The sequence below is a fragment of the Amycolatopsis acididurans genome (assembly GCF_012328925.1).
Classification (GTDB): Bacteria; Actinomycetota; Actinomycetes; order Mycobacteriales; family Pseudonocardiaceae; genus Amycolatopsis_E; species Amycolatopsis_E acididurans.
In genome coordinates, this window is the sequence record NZ_JAAXLS010000006.1 from 18,906 (window position 1) to 35,118 (window position 16,213).

Annotated in this window: 17 protein-coding genes, 1 tRNA gene and 1 pseudogene; 10 read left to right on the top strand and 9 right to left on the bottom strand. The window is 67.3% G+C overall.

All coding sequences use genetic code 11. The features are described from left to right. The first annotated feature begins 295 nt into the window (after positions 1 to 295). On the top strand, positions 296 to 1,366 hold the full coding sequence (locus tag HFP15_RS11775; protein ID WP_168514618.1) for a hypothetical protein: 1,071 nt from the start codon (positions 296 to 298) through the stop codon (positions 1,364 to 1,366). A gap of 763 nt (positions 1,367 to 2,129) precedes the next feature. On the opposite strand, the gene HFP15_RS11780 is transcribed toward HFP15_RS11775, so the two are convergent. Together HFP15_RS11780 and HFP15_RS11785 are read right to left on the bottom strand one after the other, a co-directional pair. Next, positions 2,130 to 2,203 (bottom strand) — tRNA-Pro (locus HFP15_RS11780). A 187-nt stretch (positions 2,204 to 2,390) separates the two neighbouring features. Beyond that, positions 2,391 to 3,009: pseudogene (locus tag HFP15_RS11785) on the bottom strand (CapA family protein). A gap of 217 nt (positions 3,010 to 3,226) precedes the next feature. Between HFP15_RS11785 and HFP15_RS11790 the strand changes: the two are divergent. Next, entirely contained in the window at positions 3,227 to 3,550 is a 324-nt protein-coding gene (locus tag HFP15_RS11790) for a putative quinol monooxygenase (protein WP_168514620.1), read from the top strand. On the opposite strand, the gene HFP15_RS11795 is transcribed toward HFP15_RS11790, so the two are convergent. Further along, positions 3,551 to 3,742 (bottom strand): PspC domain-containing protein, encoded by a 192-nt coding sequence (locus HFP15_RS11795; protein WP_168514622.1) that lies wholly within the window; start codon positions 3,740 to 3,742, stop codon positions 3,551 to 3,553. It abuts the gene before it with no gap. A gap of 217 nt (positions 3,743 to 3,959) precedes the next feature. Between HFP15_RS11795 and HFP15_RS11800 the strand changes: the two genes are divergently transcribed. The 5 genes from HFP15_RS11800 (at position 3,960) to HFP15_RS11820 (ending at position 8,094) form a co-directional block, all read left to right on the top strand. Further along, complete coding sequence (locus tag HFP15_RS11800) at positions 3,960 to 4,946, top strand: chitinase (protein WP_312871551.1); 987 nt, start codon at positions 3,960 to 3,962, stop codon at positions 4,944 to 4,946. A gap of 115 nt (positions 4,947 to 5,061) precedes the next feature. Beyond that, the gene (locus HFP15_RS11805; protein WP_168514624.1) at positions 5,062 to 6,237 is read left to right on the top strand and encodes a glycoside hydrolase family 64 protein; all 1,176 of its coding nucleotides are present in this window, start codon (positions 5,062 to 5,064) and stop codon (positions 6,235 to 6,237) included. Positions 6,238 to 6,279: 42 nt separating this feature from the next. After that, on the top strand, positions 6,280 to 6,651 hold the full coding sequence (locus HFP15_RS11810; protein ID WP_168514626.1) for an MmcQ/YjbR family DNA-binding protein: 372 nt from the start codon (positions 6,280 to 6,282) through the stop codon (positions 6,649 to 6,651). Positions 6,652 to 6,723: 72 nt separating this feature from the next. Next, complete coding sequence (locus tag HFP15_RS11815; protein WP_168514628.1) at positions 6,724 to 7,521, top strand: polysaccharide deacetylase family protein; 798 nt, start codon at positions 6,724 to 6,726, stop codon at positions 7,519 to 7,521. 36 nt (positions 7,522 to 7,557) lie between these two features. Then, on the top strand, positions 7,558 to 8,094 hold the full coding sequence (locus HFP15_RS11820; RefSeq protein WP_168514630.1) for an NUDIX hydrolase: 537 nt from the start codon (positions 7,558 to 7,560) through the stop codon (positions 8,092 to 8,094). Between the two features lie 23 nt (positions 8,095 to 8,117). Here HFP15_RS11820 and trxA read toward each other — a convergent pair whose 3' ends face one another. The 3 genes from trxA to HFP15_RS43465 are packed head-to-tail and all read right to left on the bottom strand — an operon-like array spanning position 8,118 to position 9,512. Then, positions 8,118 to 8,417: a thioredoxin gene (trxA, locus tag HFP15_RS11825; RefSeq protein ID WP_168514632.1), complete on the bottom strand. Its 300-nt coding sequence runs from the start codon at positions 8,415 to 8,417 to the stop codon at positions 8,118 to 8,120. Next, positions 8,417 to 8,821: a MerR family transcriptional regulator gene (locus HFP15_RS11830; protein WP_168514634.1), complete on the bottom strand. Its 405-nt coding sequence runs from the start codon at positions 8,819 to 8,821 to the stop codon at positions 8,417 to 8,419. The genes trxA and HFP15_RS11830 overlap by 1 nt, the downstream gene beginning before the upstream one ends. Before the next feature lie 10 nt (positions 8,822 to 8,831). Beyond that, complete coding sequence (locus HFP15_RS43465) at positions 8,832 to 9,512, bottom strand: DUF4328 domain-containing protein (RefSeq protein WP_168514636.1); 681 nt, start codon at positions 9,510 to 9,512, stop codon at positions 8,832 to 8,834. A gap of 227 nt (positions 9,513 to 9,739) precedes the next feature. On the opposite strand from HFP15_RS43465, the gene HFP15_RS11840 reads away from it, so the two are divergent. Then, the gene (locus tag HFP15_RS11840) at positions 9,740 to 10,357 is read left to right on the top strand and encodes a sigma-70 family RNA polymerase sigma factor (RefSeq protein ID WP_168514638.1); all 618 of its coding nucleotides are present in this window, start codon (positions 9,740 to 9,742) and stop codon (positions 10,355 to 10,357) included. On the opposite strand, the gene HFP15_RS11845 is transcribed toward HFP15_RS11840, so the two are convergent. Both HFP15_RS11845 and HFP15_RS11850 read right to left on the bottom strand, forming a co-directional pair. Continuing rightward, positions 10,354 to 11,043, bottom strand: a complete 690-nt coding sequence (locus tag HFP15_RS11845; protein ID WP_168514640.1) for a flavin reductase family protein — start codon at positions 11,041 to 11,043, stop codon at positions 10,354 to 10,356. The two genes, HFP15_RS11840 and HFP15_RS11845, sit on opposite strands and share 4 nt — an antisense overlap. Positions 11,044 to 11,097: 54 nt before the next feature. Further along, positions 11,098 to 12,039 carry an NAD(P)H-dependent flavin oxidoreductase gene (locus tag HFP15_RS11850; protein WP_168514642.1) on the bottom strand — a complete coding sequence of 314 codons (942 nt, stop codon included), beginning with the start codon at positions 12,037 to 12,039 and terminating at the stop codon, positions 11,098 to 11,100. 150 nt (positions 12,040 to 12,189) lie between these two features. Between HFP15_RS11850 and HFP15_RS11855 the strand changes: the two genes are divergently transcribed. Both HFP15_RS11855 and HFP15_RS11860 read left to right on the top strand, forming a co-directional pair. Then, a complete protein-coding gene (locus tag HFP15_RS11855) occupies positions 12,190 to 13,845 on the top strand; it encodes an NAD(P)/FAD-dependent oxidoreductase (protein ID WP_168514644.1) in 1,656 nt (551 codons plus the stop codon). Beyond that, positions 13,842 to 15,266: an ATP-binding protein gene (locus tag HFP15_RS11860; RefSeq protein WP_168514646.1), complete on the top strand. Its 1,425-nt coding sequence runs from the start codon at positions 13,842 to 13,844 to the stop codon at positions 15,264 to 15,266. The genes HFP15_RS11855 and HFP15_RS11860 overlap by 4 nt, the downstream gene beginning before the upstream one ends. A gap of 3 nt (positions 15,267 to 15,269) precedes the next feature. Here the strand turns inward: HFP15_RS11860 and HFP15_RS11865 are convergent, their stop codons facing one another. Beyond that, positions 15,270 to 16,112, bottom strand: a complete 843-nt coding sequence (locus HFP15_RS11865; protein ID WP_168514648.1) for an LLM class F420-dependent oxidoreductase — start codon at positions 16,110 to 16,112, stop codon at positions 15,270 to 15,272. Positions 16,113 to 16,213 lie beyond the last annotated feature (101 nt).

Below are 16,213 nucleotides of genomic sequence, written 5' to 3' on the forward strand. Positions count from 1 at the left end.
TTCTCATTCAAGCCTACCCGAGTTGGTACGAAGTCCAGCAGATGTCCATACGCTATTGCGTGTACTCCAACGATCGGCGGCTACCCGAGACCTGGACATTCTCACTGATCATGTTGCGCAGAGGCGACAAAGTGCGCCCTGGTCCCGTTGCTATATGTCGGCATGTCGAATCCCGACATGAGCCTCAGAACTTAACGATTTACGGCATTTGGATGCGTCACTTGTACAGTAACGACGCCGACGGGAGAAACGACTCAGGAGTGACCACAAAAACCTTCGTGATCGTGAGGTTGCCGTGACTGAGAAAACGATCAAAGTTCTGACGAGCGATCTACTTGGAGTCTGCACTTCGTTGAAAAATCTTGCGATTCCTAGTGACTTGGAAACAGAGACACGTGCGGAGCAGAGACGTACGCTGTACATGAACGGTATCGTCAACGTCCTTGGTGCAATGGTATTAAGCGATAAGGTGGGGCCGGGCGAGGTATTCAAACAAATCCTAAGTCAGCCGGGTGGGACATACGGTCAGGAGTCGCTGCTACTGAGTATGCTGACGCATCCCTATACCGGGCACTACTTCACGTCGTGGCACACGGCATGGTTTGAAATGTTCGGAAACAATATCGTCAGCGATAGCGGAGCATTTGTTTACAACTTCGCCGACGGCGACAAAGCTGGAGAAGCTTGCGTGCTATCGCCTGCGGCTGCAAAGAGTTTGTTTCCCGGAGGAAGAAATGCAAGCATAATACCGGACGATACTGGCCTTGACCCCACTGGTGGGATCTACGAAAAGCTGCGGACTATCGCGGAATTTGAGATAAAGCCTGCTGCGGCCGAAGGCCTCGCGGCGCAAAAAGTTGAGCAGTTGACGGACTCATCGGCGGTGCTTCGTACCGTATTTGGTACCGTATTGGGACATGAGAACGGCTATTCTCCTGAGTACGTTAACGTCTTCGGGTATCCTTTCGCGACTCCTGGCGAATGGAGCGGAACGACATGGATCAAGGCTCTCAAAGTTCTTACGGCTACCTATCCCGTAGTCGTTGCAGCGATAGCGTTGACGTCGGCCGCCATGATAACGGTACCTTTGGTGGTTACGTTTGCGGTGGCCGAAACCAATCTTGTGGTGGCCAATGCTGAGTTCTTCCAAAGTGCGATTAGTGACGGCACAAAGATCTATTCACAACAGGTTAATAGCACCGCGGTCGACGGCTTGCCCGCTGAATCTGAAACAGTCGGAATGGACGAGGCGATTGATGGGGAAATTATCGTAGATGGCGACCGCGTTCAAATATACATCCAAGGCACAAATGTGCTCGATAAAAAGCTGAGTGAGATGGAAACGGTTGAGGAAAATGAGAAGTAGGGCTTACGGTGACGGTTGAGATGTCGAACGTAACTATTGTGTCCAACGATGATGGCAGCGAAACCTCGGCTATTCTAGATGAAATCCCACGGGTAGGAGACGAGCTAGCAATCTCAACGTCTGACATATCCGGGGGTGCTACAAATTTGCTGATCGTAAGGCGGGTTGTATTTAATTTGCACGGCACGCTCAATCTAACGACGACCGGAATTGTTCTCCATGTCGAAAAGTCCAACAACCAATAACCGGCTGCGTATCAGCGCGCTATCGCATAGCCCCCGGCGTGGTGCCTGCTGTTTCTGTCACGCGTCGGCCACGCCGCGTGCGACTTGTCGGACGCGCCCGCACGTGACCCGAGTGGGCGGGCATGGCAGCGTCTCTGGAATTTGACAGCCAGAAAGCCAATCGACGCCCCGGCTGCGTCGACACACTGGCCCTGGCTGTGGAGTTTGCGGGAGCTCGACAGGCTAAGCGGCTGGCAGGGGGATTGGTCCTTTGCTTTACTGCGGGTGGCTGCGTGGTCTGGACTGTTGCCGAGCTGCGGCTGCGTACCCCGGCCAGCTGGGATACGCAGCCGTGCGGCGTTTCGCCTTCAACGAGCGCGTACCCTCAACGTGGCAACGTGACCCTGCATGGCCAAGGCCGGGACCCACAACTGACCCACAAGCGCAAACTGCGGACCCGTGGCAGGTCGATCTTGCCCGCGCGCACAAGGCCCCCCTGACCTGGGCTTTCGCCCGGATCGGGTGCCTTCGAGTGACCGTCGGGATGACAGGATTTGAACCTGCGACCCCCTGACCCCCAGTCAGGTGCGCTACCAAGCTGCGCCACATCCCGGCCGTCGCCGTGGCGACTTGTCAGAGCTTATCCGGTCCCGGAACCCGCCCTGCAGTCAGGGGGACCTAGTTGCCTCGGGTGAGGCCTTGGGCTGCCGCGCCGCGGCCCAGGACCACCCTGTCCGTGCGGGTTGCGGCGGCGGAGCCTGCGGCGGCCACCTTCAGGCGGATCGGCGGGCCGAGGTCGATCACGGTGGGCACGTATTCCGGGCGGTCGACGGTCCAGCCGGCGCCCGAGCGCGTGAAGTGGAACCGGGCGACGCACCTTCCTCCGTCGTGCCTCGCGGCTCCGAGTGCCGCGCCAGCTGGTTCCCGAGCCCGTAGGCGGCCCACTTGCCGTTGATCTTCTCGAACGGCTGCACCACGTGCGCATGGTGCCCGATGACCAGGTCCACCGCCGGGTCGCCGAGCACCTTCGTGGCGATGCGGCGCTGCTCCGGCGTCGGCGTCTGCTGGTATTCCGTCCCCCAGTGCAGGCTCGCCACCACCACCTGCGCCCCCGCGGCACGGGCCGCGCGTGCCGCAGCCAGAACCGCGTCGGCATCCAGCGTGTTCGCCAGCCAGGGCTTGTCCGCGGGGAACTTCCGGCCGTTGAAGCCGAATGTGAAGGACACGTGCCCCACCTTCACGCCTTTCATGTCCAGCGCGAGCGGCTTCCGCGGCCGAGCGGCCGGAGCGGGTGTGCTTCACGCCCGCCGCGTCCAGGGTGTCCAGCGTACTGGTGACTCCGTCCACGCCCTGGTCGAGCGTGTTATTGGACGCCGTCGAGCAGTCGTCGTACCCGATCGTGGCCAGGTGGGCCGCGATCTCGGGCGGGGCGCTGAAGTCCGGGTAGCCCCGGAACGGCCCCGCGTGAAGCTCGGATCACCGGGAGGTGTCGCGGGCGGGGAAACCGGCGCTGTGCACCCCGTGACCAGGGCCAACGCGCAGTAACCGGCGAGCAGCAGGCGCACACGCATGGGCGACATCCTGCCGGCGGCGCTTGCGTTAACATCACCGAGGCCAGCGACCGAGGGAGCCTTCGATGATCTTCATTACCGCCAAGTTCCAGGTGAAGCCCGAGCACGCGGACAACTGGCCCGAGATCAGCCGCGCGTTCACCGAGGCCACCCGCGCCGAGGCCGGCTGCCTGTGGTTCGACTGGTCCCGCAGCCTGGACGACCCCAACGAATACGTCCTGGTCGAGGCCTTCCGCGACGACGACGCCGGTGTCGCGCACGTCTCGTCGGACCACTTCAAGGCCGCCCAGCAGCAGCTGCCGCCCTACCTCGCCCGCACCCCGCGCATCGTCAACACCAAGCTCGAGCAGGACGACTGGTCCCTGCTCGGTGAGATGGCCGTCGACTGACTACCTGCGCTCCGGCATCACGATCCACAGCACCAGGTAGATCAGGAACTGCGGCCCCGGCAGCAGACACGACACCACGAACAGCAGCCGCATCGTGTTCGGCTGCCAGCCCACGTACTCGGCCAGGCCGGCGCACACCCCGGCGATCACTCGGTCGTCCCGTGAACGGGCCAGCGTCTTCGTCGTCGTCATGACTCCACGATGCCGCAGCATGCGCCGTCCGGCATCAGGGAACCGACCCTGAAATTCACCGGTATTCCGCCTCCCCTTCGCCCGTCGCTCGGGCGAAGGGGACTTTCCGGGCGGCGGGACAGTACGAAAGTATTGGTCTAGGCCAAATCCTTGACGGTTACTAATGGTCTAGTCCACATTGGGATCCGGCGCAGTTCCCTTCCCCCAAGGAGGACAAGTGCATCGCCGGACCATCGCCTCCCTCATCGCCACGGCCACGATCGTCGCCGGTACCGCCATCGCCTCGGCCCCTTTGGCGAGCGCCGCGACACTGAGCGACAAGTGGTACGCCTCGGCTCCCTATCTGATGCCCCTGAGCAACAATCCGCCCGACCCGGTGTCCGTCATGACGGCGACCGGCCAGAAGGCGTTCCAGCTCGCCTTCATTCTCGCGCCCAGCAGCGGCGGCTGTAGTCCCACCTGGGACGGCACGTCCGCGGTCTCCTCCGACACCGCCGTCGCCGGCGTGATCGACAAGATCCGTGGCGCGGGCGGCGACGTCTCGGTGTCCGTCGGCGGCTACGGCGGCACGAAGCTCGGGCAGACCTGCTCGTCGCCGGACACCACCGCCGCCGCCTATCAGCAGGTCATCGACAAGTACGGCCTCAAGGCGATCGACTTCGACCTCGAGGAACCGGAATACGAGAACGATGCCGCGATGAACAACGAACTCGGCGCGGCGCAGATCCTGCAACGTGACAACCCGGGCCTGTTCGTCTCGGTGACCATGCCCGGCACCGCCGCGGGCACCGGCTGGTTCGGAACCCTGTTGCTGGACAAGGCGAAATCCCTCGGCTTCACCCCGGACAACTTCTCCATCATGCCCTTCGACGGTGGCTTCAACGGCGCGGCGAGCCAGACCTCGGCACTGGAGGCATTCCACTCGCTGCTGATGAACCACCTCGGCTGGGACAGCGCGACCGCGTACGCGCGCGAGGGTTTCTCCGGTATGAACGGCAAATCCGACGCCGCCGAGTACTTCTACCAGTCGGACTTCCAGACCGTGCTCGACTACGCACTCGCCCACAACCTCGGCCGGTTCACGTTCTGGTCGGTCAACCGCGACCGAGCCTGCGGCACCTCGGCCGACAACGGAATCTGCAGCAACGTCACGCAGAACGACTGGGACTTCACGAAGTTCACCGCGAAGTTCGGCGGTGCGTGAGCGGGCTCAAGTGGTCTGGACCGACCGCGTCCACGGCAAGGCTGTCAGCACATACGACGTGTTCGAAGTGGACTTCCAAACCAGGACGTTCGCCAGTTTCTGAGAAGGGAGATCCATGCCGAACAGGCGATCAGTACTCAAGGGCCTCGGCGTCGCACTCGTGGGCGCGCCGGTCGGCGCCGCCTTCGCGGCGGGCCAGATCAGCGGGCGGGGCGCCAGCGCGGCGGGCACCGCACTGCCGCTGACCATCGTCAACCACAGCAACCGGTACGCGAATTCCCAGGTCTGGTACTACATCGTGGGCACCAACCTGGCGACCGGTCAGCAGTCCTTCGTCAGTCCGAACGGGACACTCACCCCGGTCTTGTTGTCGCTGAACGGACCCGATGGGTTCGCCGACCTGTCGATCCCGCTCGCCGCCGGCGGGGACACGACGCTGGCGATCCCGCCGGACATGTCCGGCCGCGTCTACTTCTCGCTGGGCGGCGAACTGAAGTTCAAGGCCGTCACCGACGGCGCCGGCAACTCGGCGCTGCAGTACCCGGCGGGATGGGTCTCCGGCGACCCGAGCTACACCGTGCTGCACGACTGCGTCGAGTTCACGCACAACAGCAGCGGCATGTTCTGCAACACGACGATGGTGGACATGTTCAGCGTGCCGCTGTCGATCACGCTCAAGGGTGCGGCGACGCAGACCACGGGAACGCTCGTCTCCGGCGGACGCGCGAACATCTTCAACGCGATCAAGGCGAACTCCACCTTCGCGCCGCTGGTGGTCGGCGATCTGCGGGTGATCGCACCGGGGCACGGCATCGACACCGGGATCTTCCCCGCCGACTACTTCGGCTCCTCCATCGACCAGGTGTGGAGCAAGTACAGCGGGCAGCAGCTGACCGTCGAGACCGATTCCGGCACCTACACCGGCCAGGTCTCGGGCGGGACGTTCAACTTCAGCGGTGGCGTCGCGTCGTTCGCCAAACCCAGCACGCGGGACGTCTTCTACTGCGACGGCGCGCTGGCCGCGCCCAACGACGGCCGCACCGGCCCGGTGGCGGCGGTGCTCGGCGCGGCGTTCAACCGCTCGACGTTGCTGAGCCGGCCCAACCAGCCTGTGGCCGATCCCGGCACGTTCTATCAGGACGCGGTGACCAACCACTACTCGAAGGCCATGCACGCCAACACCGTCGACGGCAAGGCGTACGGCTTCCCGTTCGACGACGTGCTGAGCTTCGCCTCCTACATCCAGGACACGGCCCCTACCGGCATAACCATCGAACTGACGCCGTTCTAGCCAGGGGACTCGCGCGAGTCGAGCATGGTTACGCTGGGCGGCATGAAGGCGGAGGCACTCAAGGCGGCCTGCCTCGCGTTTCCCGGCGCGGGCGAGGAGTTCCCGTTCGACGAGTCCAACAGTGTGTTCAAGGTGCGGGGCAAGATCTTCGCACTGAGCAGGCTGGGTGCGACGCCGTTGCGGGTGAGCCTGAAATGCGATCCCGACATCGCGGTGAAACTGCGGCTGGAATACCCGGCGATCACCGGTGGCTACCACCTGAACAAGAAGCACTGGAACACCGTGGTGCTCGACGGCTCGGTGCCGGAGCAGCTCGTACTGGAGATGATCGAGGACTCCTACGACCTCGTCGTTTCGCGGCTACCGCGCCGTGAACAGGAGAAGCTGAACTGGGTGGCGCTCAGCCGCGAATAAGACACAACCTGAAATCCCCCGATTGAGCGGAAATTCACTCTAAGGTGCAGCGCGTCGGCCTTGGAGGTGACGATGCGCTACCCGGTGTTGCGCCCGCCTTACGTCTATCGCTGGGCCGCCCTGCTCAGCACGCTCGTCGTCGCGATCTCGCTCCTCGTGTCGATGTTCTCACCCGGACTCGACCAGTCGCCTGCCGCGGCCCAGGTGGCCGCACGGCAGGACGTGCCCGCCGCGGCGAGCACACCGGCCGAGGTGAGCGCACCGCCCGCCGACCCCAGCCTGATCCACACCACGGCCCGGACCGGCCGATACGTCGCGCTCACCTTCGACGACGGACCCGATCCGGCCTACACGCCCCGGATACTCGACGTGCTCGCCCGCAACGGCGCGGTCGCCACGTTCTGCATGGTCGGCATGCAGGTCACGCGGCATCCGGAACTGGTGCGCGCGGTGCTGGGGCGCGGCATGCGGGTCTGCGACCACACGGTCAGCCACGACGAGGAACTGAGCACCCGCACCGAGCAGCGGATGACGGCGGAAATACAGGGCTGCTGGGCCGATCTGCAGGTCGCCGCCGACAAGGATGTGCCGGTCGACTACTTCCGCGCCCCCGCGGGCCGCTGGTCGCCCCCGATGCGGGCGATCGCGTCACGGGCGGGTATGAAAGCGCTTTCCTGGACGGTCGACACGCGGGACTGGGCGATGCCGGGCGCGGCCCGGATCGTGGCGAGCGCACAGCACGACATCCGGCCGGGCGCCCTCGTCCTGCTGCACGACGGCGGCGGCGACCGCACGCAGACCGTCGACGCGCTGGAGATCCTGCTGCCGTGGCTGAAGTCGCAGGGATACGAGTTCGACTTCCCGGCCTGATTCGGGCACCCGCGATCGCCGGTAGGCTCGGCCGTGATGATCGCCGAACTGCTCGCCGCCTACCGCCCCCGCGACCCGGACGAGGCTGCGGACCTCGCGCGCGTCCGCGAGCTGGTGCGCGACGCCGACGATCCCTGGTCCCGCGCGATCCCCTTGCACGTCACGGCTTCCGCGCTCGTCGTGCATCCGCCGACGCGGCAGGTGCTGTTGCGCTGGCACGCGCGCCAGCGGGCGTGGCTCCAGGTCGGCGGGCACGCCGACCCCGGCGAGACCGACCCGCTGGCCGTCGCGCTGCGGGAAGGGCGCGAGGAGACCGGCCTGACCGACCTGCGCCCGTGGCCGGACGACGCGCTCGTGCAGGTGACCGTCGTGCCCGTCCCCGCGAAGGGGCACGAACCCGCGCACGAGCACGCCGACCTGCGTTTCCTGCTCGCGACCGGCGCGCCCGAGCGGGCCCGGCCCGAGAAGCCGGGCGCCGACCTGCGCTGGCTGACCGTCGGCCAGGCCCGCGACCTGACCACCGAGCGCAACGTCCGCGAGATGATCGACCGCGCCGGCGAGCACTTCCGCTGATGGATCGCTCGCGACCGGCGCCTTCAGCCGAGTGCGGCGTCGAGTTCGGCGAGCAGCCTGGCCTTGGGGCGTGAGCCGACGCCGGACCACACCGGCTCGCCGCCGCGGAACAGGATCAGCGTCGGCAGCGACATCACCTGGTAGTCGCGCGCCAGCTCGGGATTCTCATCAGCGTTGATCTTGTGCACGGTCAGCGAATCCGCCCGCTCGGCGGCGATCTCGTCCAGCACCGGCGCGATCATGTGGCACGGCGGGCACCACTGCGCCCAGAAGTCCACCAGCACCGGCCGGTCGCTGCCCAGCACATCGCGTTCGAACGTCATCACGGCTCCTCGATCTTTCCGGAATCGGCCACCACACAGCACGGATCCGGCTGCCGCGCGAGCGCCTTGGCCAACTTGGCCACCAGCTCCGCCCGCACGGCTTCCAGCTGGTCGAGGCACGCGTCGACCTCGGCGAGCTTGCGCTGGTAGGCCTCGATCGAATCGGCGCACGAGTCGCCGCTGTCATGACCGGAGCGCAGGCATTCCACGAACGGCCGGGTGTCCTCGAGGCTGAACCCGGCCGCGCGCAGCGTCTGGATCTCGCTCACCAGCCGGAAGTCGTCCTCGCCGTACTCGCGGTATCCGTTGGCCGCCCGGTGTGCCCGCAGCAGGCCCTGTGCCTCGTAGAACCGCAGTGCTCTCGTCGTGGTGCCGGTGCGCTGCGCCAGTTCGCCGATCCGCATGTGACCGAGCCTAAACATTGACGCGGACGTCAAGGCAAGATCGCTGCCACCGCGTGACGCGCCGGATGATCACCAGCACGAGCACGGCGGCGCCCAGCCGCAGCAGCGCGGCCACCGTGCTGTGCGCGGCGCCGTCGCGCACCTGGTCGAGACTGTCCGGTGAACGCAGCTCGAAGTACCGCACGAAACGGTCCAGCGCCGTCCCGGTGACCAGCAGCAGCCACCAGCAGCCGACCAGCACACGTCCCGTCCCCGGACGGTGCGCCCGCCAGATGTCGCGCACGATCACGTACGGGAGCACCAGATTCAGCAGCGGGCACAGCCAGCCGCCGATCACCCAGCCCTGGCCCAGCCGGTGCCGCGCCGTGGACAGGATCCCGGCGTTCACCCGCGCCCGCCACAGCCAGCACAGGAACGCGACCGTGGCGGCGAGCATGGCCGCGATGTCGAGCCAGTTCACCACCGACATCAGCGTGTCCTGTCGTTGCAGGTCCGCGAGCGTGGTGGTCTGCTCGGTGAGGTAGGAGCCGATCAGTTCGTAGGTCAGCCAGTTGCCGACCGCGATGAGGACTTCCAGCAGCGCGGCGGCGGCGATGAACGTGCTCGCGGTCAGCGCCAGTGCGTGCACCGGCCCTACCCGCTCTCGTCCGCTCGCCGCCCCGGGCGCGTCCACGGTCAACGGTTCACTCACCGCGGCTTCCTTCCTGGCCGACGTCGCGACGACCAGGAAATCGCCGCCGGGTGACCTGCCGTTTCACGTAACAGCGACGCTCGGTGCGCCGACAACGGGGCAGGACGGGACGCCTTGGCGCCGTCTGCCGCTAACGATGTGCCGTCGCGACGCGATGCACATGGTTGAGGCGTCGCTCCGGACCCCGGCGGCCGTGTGCTCAGCACGGATTTCGGGGGTGGCAGACGATGGTGAGTCCGGTCGAGCGCGAGCTGGTGGTGGCCGCCATGGAGGGCGATTCGGTCGCCACGACGGAACTGGTGCGGCGCCTGCAGCCGCTGGTGCGGCGCTACTGCCACCGGCGCATCTCCGCCCGCGAACGGTGGCGCATCGACGTCGACGACGTGGTGCAGGAAGTCAGCATCGCGGTGGTGCACGCCTTACCGCGCTACCGCTACCAGATCCAGGCGTTCGTGCCCTACACCTACGGCATCGCGAGCAAGAAGATCGCCGAGCACCGCAGGGCCATGGCCCGCGAAACCGTGCTGCCCGCCGGCGATCTCACCGAGGAGAAATGGGCGTTGCCCGACCGTTCGGCCGATCCGGAGCGCCGCAGCGAGCAGTCCGCGACCCGGCACGAACTGGTCACCCTGTTGAACACGCTCGCCCCGCCCTCGCGCGCGGTCGTCCTGCTCCGCGTGGTCGAGGGCCTTTCGGCGCGGGAAACCGCGGACCGGCTCGGGATGCCCAGCTGCGGCGCCGTGCGCGTCGCACAGCACCGCGCGCTGAGTCAGCTGCGCACCCGCCTGGTCGAGCAGACCGGCGAGATCGCCGTGACGGGGTCCCTCACGGCGCGCGCGGGCTAGGGTTCGGCGCCGGCGTACCTCGCGCGGCGGGCGCGTTCCAGGTCCGGGCCCGCGTAGAGGTGCTCCGGGATGCTCGCCAGCCTGGACGGGTGCACCTCGGGGCCGAGACCGTAGAATCGTTGGAAACTCATGATCAGCGGCCGCCAGCGGTCCGGATCGATCCGGTTTTCCGTGCCGGGCATGCGAATGTCCTCATGCACGTGGACCCGCCGCACCCGCACCTCGATCGCCAGGATCCGGCCGCGCTGAGCCTCGTCGTCCCCGGCCACCTCGTGCACGCCCGCCACGGCGCATTCCAGGTGCACCGGGCATTCCTCGACGCGCGGCGGCGACACGGTTTCCGCCGCCAGCGGGGTGAAGCCGGAAATTCCGAACTTGTCGGGCTCGTAGCGGTAGCCGCGCTCGGCCTTGACCGGAGGCACCGGATCAACACCCGTGGTCAGCGCGAGCCGGTCGACGGCCGGCACGAGCGCGTCCGAGGGCAGGTTGAGTACGCATTCCTTGGTGCGCAACAGGTTCTGCGTGGTCTTCGACCGGGCGGAGAGCCCCAGCATGCCGCGCCAGCCGAGCCAGAACGCCGACGACATCGGCGCGAGGTTCGCCGACCCGTTCTCGTTGCGGGTCGAGATGAGCACCACCGGGGTGCCGAAGTACAGAATCGCCGGTTCGATCGGAATGTGCTTCATACCGCCAGTCTCGTGAAGCAAGACCTGCGCCGCTGGCGGGAATCGGACGCCTCGTCACCCGCCCATGAGCTCCGCGACGATGTCCGCCGCGTCACGCACCTCCCTGACCGCACCGGCAGATTCGCCCGCGTACAACGCCATCGCGTCGATCCGGCCCTCGACGTCCCGGTACGGCGGCAGGCCGGCGTGCGCGGGCAGCGGCACCATCTCCGTGCCCTGCCGGAAACGTCCCGCGTTCTCGAACGCCAGCTCGCCCACCGCGTCGATCGCCGAGCGCAGCACCCGTGCTCTGGGCACCGACACGCACAACGGGCATTTCGCGAAGCCGGCGGTGATCTCCGTGGAGTCCTCGCCCGCCGCGAGCAACGCGGCCACATAGCCGGGATGGGCGCCGGACTCGGTGCTCGCGATGAATCTGGTCCCGACGCGCACACCCGCCGCCCCGGCCGCGAGCACCGCGCGCACGGCGCGTGCGGTGGCGATCCCGCCCGCGGCGAGTACCGGCACCGTGACCTCGTCGCACACCGCGGACAGCAACGGCAGCAGCGCGGTATGCCCGCGCACGTGGCCGCCGGCCTCGGTGCCCTGCGCGGCGAGGATGTCCGCTCCCGCGCTCACGGCGGCGCGTGCCTCCGCGACCGAACCGACCTGCCACAGCGCGAGCGCACCGCCCGCGTGCACGCGCCGGATCAGCGCCCGGTCGGGATCGCGCCAGAAGAAGTCGACGATGCGGAACCGGGCCGCGGCCGCGTCCACGGCGTCGGGGTCGATGTCGTCGGTGAGGAAATTGGCCGCCAGTACGCCGCCGGTGCTCGCGCGCATCCGCTCGGACAGCGCCACGATCTGGTCGGGAGAAAGGCCCATCGCGGCGATCGTGCCGACCCCGCCCGCGTTCGCGACCGCGACGGCCAGCTCCGGCGGGGAGATCGGGCCCATGGGCGCCTGCTGGAGTGGTACCGAACATCCGGTGACTTCGGTGAAGGCGGTTCGTGGCATGACGACCTCCTTGTCGGCCTGACACCTGATGAGTCGGTGGTTTCCGGCGTCGCGTTAAACCGGTGTTGCCCCGAACGGACCTTGTGCCCACGCCCGTGGCCGTCGCTGCGGCACTGTTACCGACTTGCGCGCAGGCCGTACTGTGACGTCGTGAGCCTGCCAATCCTGATGACGGTCGACGACGACCCTTCCGTTTCCCGGTCCGTCGCCCGAGACCTGCGCCGTCGCTACGGCCAGGATTACCGCGTGGTCCGCGCCGCGTCCGGCGCCGACGCGCTGGACGCGCTGCGCGAGATCAAGCTGCGCGGGGACGCGGTCGCCGCGATCCTCGCCGACTACCGGATGCCGCAGATGGACGGCATCTCCTTCCTGGAGCAGGCGATGGACCTGTTCCCGCATGCCCGCCGGGCGCTGCTGACCGCCTATGCCGACACCGACGCCGCGATCCAGGCGATCAACGTCGTCGACGTCGACCACTACCTGCTCAAGCCGTGGGACCCGCCGGAGGAGAAGCTCTACCCGGTCGTCGACGCGCTCGTGGACGCGTGGCGCGCGGCGGGACAGCAGCCGGTCGAGGAGACCAAGCTGATCGGGCACCGCTGGTCGTCGCCGTCGTATCTGGTGCGCGACTTCCTCGCCCGCAACTCGGTGCCCTATCGCTGGTACTCGGTCGAGGAGCCGGAGGCGTGCAGGCTGCTCGACGCGGCGGGGGCCACCCGCGAGGACATCCCGGTGCTGATCACGCCGGACGGCACCGTGTTGCGCAAGCCGGGCGGCGAGGAGATCGCCGACGCGGTCGGCCTGTCCACCCGGCCCGCGGAGGAGTTCTACGACCTGATCGTCGTCGGCGGCGGTCCCGCCGGGCTCGGCGCCGCGGTCTACGGCGCCTCGGAGGGCCTGCGCACACTGCTGGTGGAACGCAAGGCGACCGGCGGGCAGGCCGGGCAGAGCTCGCGCATCGAGAACTATCTCGGTTTCCCGGACGGGGTGTCGGGGGCGCAGCTGACCGACCGGGCACGCAGGCAGGCGCAGAAGTTCGGCGCCGAGGTGCTCACCGCGCGCGACGTCGTCGGGCTGGAGGCGCGCGGCTCGGGACGCGTCATCAAGTTCGGTGACGACACCGAGCTGGCCGCGCATTCGATCGTGCTCGCGACCGGCGTGTCGTACCGGGCGCTGGAGGCCGAGGGTGTCGCGCGGCTGACCGGACGTGGCGTCTACTACGGGTCGGCCGCCACCGAGGCGCCCGAGTGCTCGGGGGAGCACGTCTACATCGTCGGCGGTGCGAACTCGGCCGGCCAGGCCGCGGTGTTCTTCTCCCGCTATGCCAAGGACGTCACGATCGTCGTGCGCGGGCCGTCGTTGCAGGCGTCGATGTCGCACTATCTCATCGAACAGCTCGAAGCGATCGACAACGTGCGGGTCCGCACGGGCACGACCGTGGTCGAGGCGCACGGCGACGACCACCTGGAGGCGCTGACGCTGTGCGACGCGTCCGGGCAGCGGGAGACGGTGCCGACGGGGCACCTGTTCGTGTTCATCGGCGCGGCCCCGCGCACCGAATGGCTCGGCGAGGCGGTGGTGCGCGACGAGCACGGGTTCGTGTGCACCGGGCCCGATCTCGTCGTGGAGGGCCAGCGTCCCAAGGGCTGGTCGCTCGACCGGGATCCGCATCATCTGGAATCCTCGATACCAGGGGTGTTCGTGGCCGGTGACGTGCGCGCGCAGTCGGTGAAGCGGGTGGCGTCGGCGGTCGGCGAGGGCGCGATGGCCGTGACCCTGGTGCACCGGTACCTGGAGCAGCAATGAGCGAACCGATCTTGACTCGGGAGTTCCTGCGGGAACTGTTCCTGTTCACGAGCCTGTCCGACGAGCAGCTCGACTGGATACTCGCGCACGCGAAGGCGGAGTCTTACCCGGCGGGCACGAAGATCATCGCCGAGGGCGATCCCGCCACGTGCTTCTACGTGCTGCTGTCCGGGGCGCTGCGGATGACGAAGACGGTCGGCGGCGGGGAGGTCGAGACCACCCGGTCGGATCAGCGCGGTGCCTACTGCGGGGCCACGCAGTTCTTCTACAACCAGCACTACCAGCGGTACGCGGCCTCGATCTACGCGGTCAGCGACCTGACGTTTCTGACCCTGCCCGCCGAGGAGTTCGCCGAGCAGTTCCGCGGCTGGTTCCCGATGGCCACGCATCTGCTCGAAGGGTCCTATCTGGGCTGGCGCAACACCGACACGCTGATCGGGTCGCGGCGGCGGCTGATGGCGCTGGGCGAGATGTCGGCCGGGCTCACCCACGAGCTGAACAATCCCGCGGCCGCGGCCGTCCGTGCCACGGCGGCGTTGCGCGAGCGGGTCGCCGGGATGCGGCACAAGCTGGCGATACTGGCCAAGAAGGACATCGAGCCGAACCTGCTGGAACAGTTGCTGGACGTGCAGGAGCGGCTGGTCAAGCAGGTCGCTTCGGCGCCGCCGCTGACCGCGATGCAGCAGGCCGACCGCGAGGACGAGATCGGCGACTGGCTGGAGGACCACGGCCTGGAGCAGGGCTGGGACCTCGCGCCGATCTTCGTCTCGGCCGGGCTGACCGCGCAGAGCATGGACCACGTACTGGAATCGGTGGGCGATTCGCTGCTCGACGGTGCCGTGCGGTGGCTGGGCTACGCGCTGGAGACCGAGATGCTGATGGGCGAGATCGAGGACTCGACCACCCGCATCTCGGCTCTGGTGGGTGCCGCGAAGCAGTACTCGCAGATGGACCGTGCGCCGCACCAGTGGATCGACGTGCACGACGGACTGGACTCCACGCTCGTCATGCTGGCGAGCAAGATCGGCGGCGGTGTCAAGGTCGTCAAGGACTACGACCGGACGCTGCCCACGGTGCCCGCCTACGCCGGGGAGCTGAACCAGGTCTGGACCAACCTGATCGACAACGCGGTCGGGGCGATGGCGGGGTCCGGCACGCTCACCATCCGCACCGCGCCGAGCGGGGACCGGCTGCTGGTCGAGATCGGCGACACCGGCCCGGGCATTTCGGCCGAGCACAAGCAGCGGATCTTCGAGCCGTTCTTCACCACGAAGCCGGTGGGGGAGGGCACGGGGCTCGGGCTGGACATCTCGTGGCGCATCGTGGTCGACCGGCACCACGGTGATCTGCGGGTGGAGTCCAAGCCGGGACAGACGCGTTTCCAGGTGCTGCTGCCGCTGACCGAGCAGGCTTCGGAGTAGGTCCTAGCCGATTTCGAGTGTCGTGCCGAGCCGCCGGATGTAGCCCGCGACGTCGTCGGCCGAGCGGTCGGGAAGTCCGAAAAGGACTTCGGTGACCCCGAGTTCCCGCCAGGTGGCGAGGGTTTCGGGATCGGGCTTCCCGGCCAGCACCGTGATTTCCGGCGTGCCGGCACGACCGTGGCGGGCCCACGTCTGTCGCAGGAGCTCGATTTTCGGGGCGAGATCGCCTTCCATGGGCGTGGTGATCCAGCCGTGCGCGGACTTCGCGATCCAGGTGAAATTCTTCTCGGTGCCGGCTGCGCCCATCAGCACGGGAATGGCGCCGGTAGGCTTCGGCCACGCCCAGCACGGCCCGAACTTGACGAATTCGCCTTCGTAGCAGGCTTCCTCGTCCGTCCACAGTGCACGCATGGCCTCGAGATACTCGCGCAACATCGTGCGACGGCGGCCACGGGGCACGCCGTGATCGGTGAGCTCGTCGACGTTCCAGCCGAAACCGACCCCGAGCGAGACGCGCCCGCCGGAGAGATGATCGAGAGAGGCGATGGTCTTCGCGAGCGAGATCGGGTCATGCTCGACGGGCAGCGCCACGGCCGTGGACAGGGAGATCTTCGAGGTCACGGCAGCGGCGGTGCTCAAGGCGACCCAGGGATCGAGCGTGCGGCGATACCGGTCGTCGGGCAACGAGGCGTCCCCGGTGCGAGGATGAGGCGCCTCGCGCTTGACCGGAATGTGCGTGTGCTCGGGCACGCTGAAGGACGAAAAGCCCGCCTCTTCGGCAACGGAAGCAGCCCGAGCAGGCGAAATCCCACGATCACTGGTGAACAGCACAATCCCGTACCGCATGGGAGTAGTAGAACACGTTCTAGTTGGAAACGCCACCCCCGCACCTCCCGGCGACCAACCCGCTAACGCGAGTTTCCCGCGGTCCCCGAGTCATCCCGGAG